At 39.4% G+C, this 2,564-nt stretch carries 3 protein-coding genes; all 3 read left to right on the forward strand.

The window, feature by feature from the left end; all coding sequences use genetic code 11:
- Positions 1-94: 94 nt before the first annotated feature.
- The 3 genes from R7F07_RS24555 to R7F07_RS24565 all read left to right on the forward strand — a co-directional run bounded on the left by R7F07_RS24555 (position 95) and on the right by R7F07_RS24565 (position 2,366).
- Complete coding sequence (locus R7F07_RS24555) at positions 95-442, forward strand: zinc ribbon domain-containing protein (RefSeq protein WP_005448158.1); 348 nt, start codon at positions 95-97, stop codon at positions 440-442.
- Between the two features lie 364 nt (positions 443-806).
- Entirely contained in the window at positions 807-1,274 is a 468-nt protein-coding gene (locus R7F07_RS24560; RefSeq protein ID WP_237358394.1) for a hypothetical protein, read from the forward strand.
- A 135-nt stretch (positions 1,275-1,409) separates the two neighbouring features.
- Positions 1,410-2,366: a hypothetical protein gene (locus R7F07_RS24565; RefSeq protein WP_171343495.1), complete on the forward strand. Its 957-nt coding sequence runs from the start codon at positions 1,410-1,412 to the stop codon at positions 2,364-2,366.
- Positions 2,367-2,564: the final 198 nt, after the last annotated feature.

Raw genomic sequence — 2,564 nt, forward strand, 5'->3', positions numbered from 1 at the left:
CTATGCGTTGATTTTAGTGCTTAAGGTGGTATGCGGCGGCTTTTGTATTGCGTTGCTCACCCCTTAGCAGGGCGTTATGCCGATAAGAGGAAATATGGATAGTAAATGGGAGTGCTTTGGGTGCGGGCATAGCAATGAACACTCATCATTAAAGTGTGAAAAGTGCGGGTCTTTAGGCAAAGAGCTTGCAAACAAGCAGATGGCAAACCACCTGTTAGGGAATGACAAAGTGAAATCGAAGTTTGAATACTGCTGTGATAAATGTGGTTCAGAGTCATATGAGGTTGGTGAGTTAAGAGCCAGTGGTGGATTTTGGAGTACATTTTTCAATTACAACAAACACCGTTTTTATTTCTTGTCATGCAGTAGCTGCGGTCACACTGAGTTTTACAAACGAGGTCTAGGTACTGGACAAAAAATACTAGATTTTCTAGGTGGTTAGCATAGGCATAACAAACTGTTTAAGAGTGATTCGCAACGCGTGGCATTTTTATTATGCGTTGGTTTTAGTTGTTAAGGTGGTATGCGGCGGCTTCGGTATTGCGTTGCTCACACCTTAACAGGGCGTTAGCAGTTTTTGGGAGGAGTAATTGAAAATATTTCTAACACACTACAAACTTTGTAATGATTCAAACGTTTGGAGAGTATTTAAGACGATAGTTGTAAGTAATGATATTGCTGATGTGATTGTGTTGATATGTAAATTCTCGCTCTTCACATTCGGGGCAATTGGTTTGAAGTACTTCTCAGAAGGTATGTTCCAGTCGTTATTGTTGATTTCTTTTTCGCTATTCATGTGTTTCAAAATGATCAATCAATACAACATGTGTCGACAAAGGGCATTTGAACGTTATTCAAACATTTTCCAACATGAGCTGTCATTTTTTAGTAAAAATAACGAGTATCTACAGTTTGTAATGTTTTATGAAGGAGCAGTTAGATTAAAAATATCAGATAATACTAACTTTGAAAGCTCTTTAGAATACTGTAACGTCGAAATTGATAGTTATTCACAGCCAACCATAGCTACAAACCCTTGGTTCATAATATTTGCGTCCTTCTTAGCTGCGTCACTCATTTCTTTATTTTGGGAATCGAACGAGGTATTTGAGGCTATCGGGTTATTTTTCGTCGTCTATGCTGTTTTGTTTTTTATACCATGGGTAATCACTCATTATGGAAAGCATCGCGCATTAACACGATTAAGAAAATTTTGTTATTGGGCACAAAACCTATCTGAAGAAGAGAGAGAAGTGTTTAATAAAAACAGCTAACAATCTGTTTAAGAGTGATTCGCAACGCTTGGCATTTTTGCTATGCGTTGCGTTTAGTGTTTAAGGTGGTATGCGGGAGCTTCGGTATTGCGTTGCTCACACCTTAACAGGGCGTTAAACAGACTAGGTGACAATATGACAATAAACAATCAACCACGCTCTATAGCGTTTATGATTTTCAAAAAACGATTATCTTCGGAAATGCGGACTTTTTGGTACTGTAGAACTGCGTTTGAGTACGCAGAAAGGTGGTGGAACGAGGAAAGCCGAAAAGAGGAGTTCGCATACACTACAAAATATCCTGGAGATGACAATCAACTATATAGAAGCATAGATATTCCTCCACAGGATTATATTTCCCAAAAGGATGATCGCTTATGGTCTGTGAGGGGCAATACGATTACTAACATTGTAACTGCATTCGAGACATATCTGTATTACCAGACTAAAAGGGCCATTTACATTAAGCCATCTCTTCTCGCTGGTTCTGGTATTGAAATGAATGCAGGTGAAGTCGCAGACTCGTTTTATGTTAAAGATCAAAAAGAGTGGTTTGCTGACAAGGTTGTATCTAAGTACATTCGCAACAACAGCCATTCCAAGATGATCAAGAAAATTGATAAGTTGATTCAGGGGGGGCTAACCAGTGGACAGGAACAGCTAATAAGTCGTTGGACTAGGAAAGTGACATTACGAAATGCTCTGATTCATAATGCTAAGCTAGTAAATAATGAGCTGGTAGAAGAATGGCCAGATAAATTTGAGCGAGTTGGTGTCCCAATTGAAATGCAAGACAACGATGTGATTCGTACTCAGTATGTGGCACATGAACTCGCAATGAAAATTGATGAGCAATTTAATCGAACGGTAGTAGATAAAGAGGATGCGATGCTCCTTGCGAGGGTCGCTTATCTTTCAAATAGGGAACTTACATTAGGGCAAATTGTTGATTGTGTATCAAAAGTCCTTAACTATCGCTTTAGCAAAGATTTAGCCGAGAGCGCAATTGCTTACCAAAATAGAACTCGCGAGCACATTTCGGACTTCACAATTATGGAGGAGATTGTGCAAGAGTTTTTTGCATCCTCATAGGCGCTGTTTAACAATCTGTTTAAGAGTGATTCGCAACGCGTGGCATTTTTACCATGCGTTGCGTTTATTGTTTAAGGTGGTATGCGGCGGCATCGGTGTTGCGTTGCTCACACCTTAACAGGGCGTTAGCTGTTTGAGGAAAAAATGAGAAAATTCGATAAGCCGCTATTCTGGCTGTATATAAAAACAAGAGACTCA

Origin of the sequence: Vibrio sp. YT-16, assembly GCF_033337405.1 — a bacterium.
Classification (GTDB): Bacteria; Pseudomonadota; Gammaproteobacteria; order Enterobacterales; family Vibrionaceae; genus Vibrio; species Vibrio alginolyticus.

Coding starts and splice junctions, on each gene's coding strand:
- R7F07_RS24565 (WP_171343495.1), top strand. CDS start 1,410: ATGACAATAAACAATCAACCACGCTCTATAGCGTTTATGATTTTCAAA.
- R7F07_RS24560 (WP_237358394.1), top strand. CDS start 807: ATGATCAATCAATACAACATGTGTCGACAAAGGGCATTTGAACGTTAT.
- R7F07_RS24555 (WP_005448158.1), top strand. CDS start 95: ATGGATAGTAAATGGGAGTGCTTTGGGTGCGGGCATAGCAATGAACAC.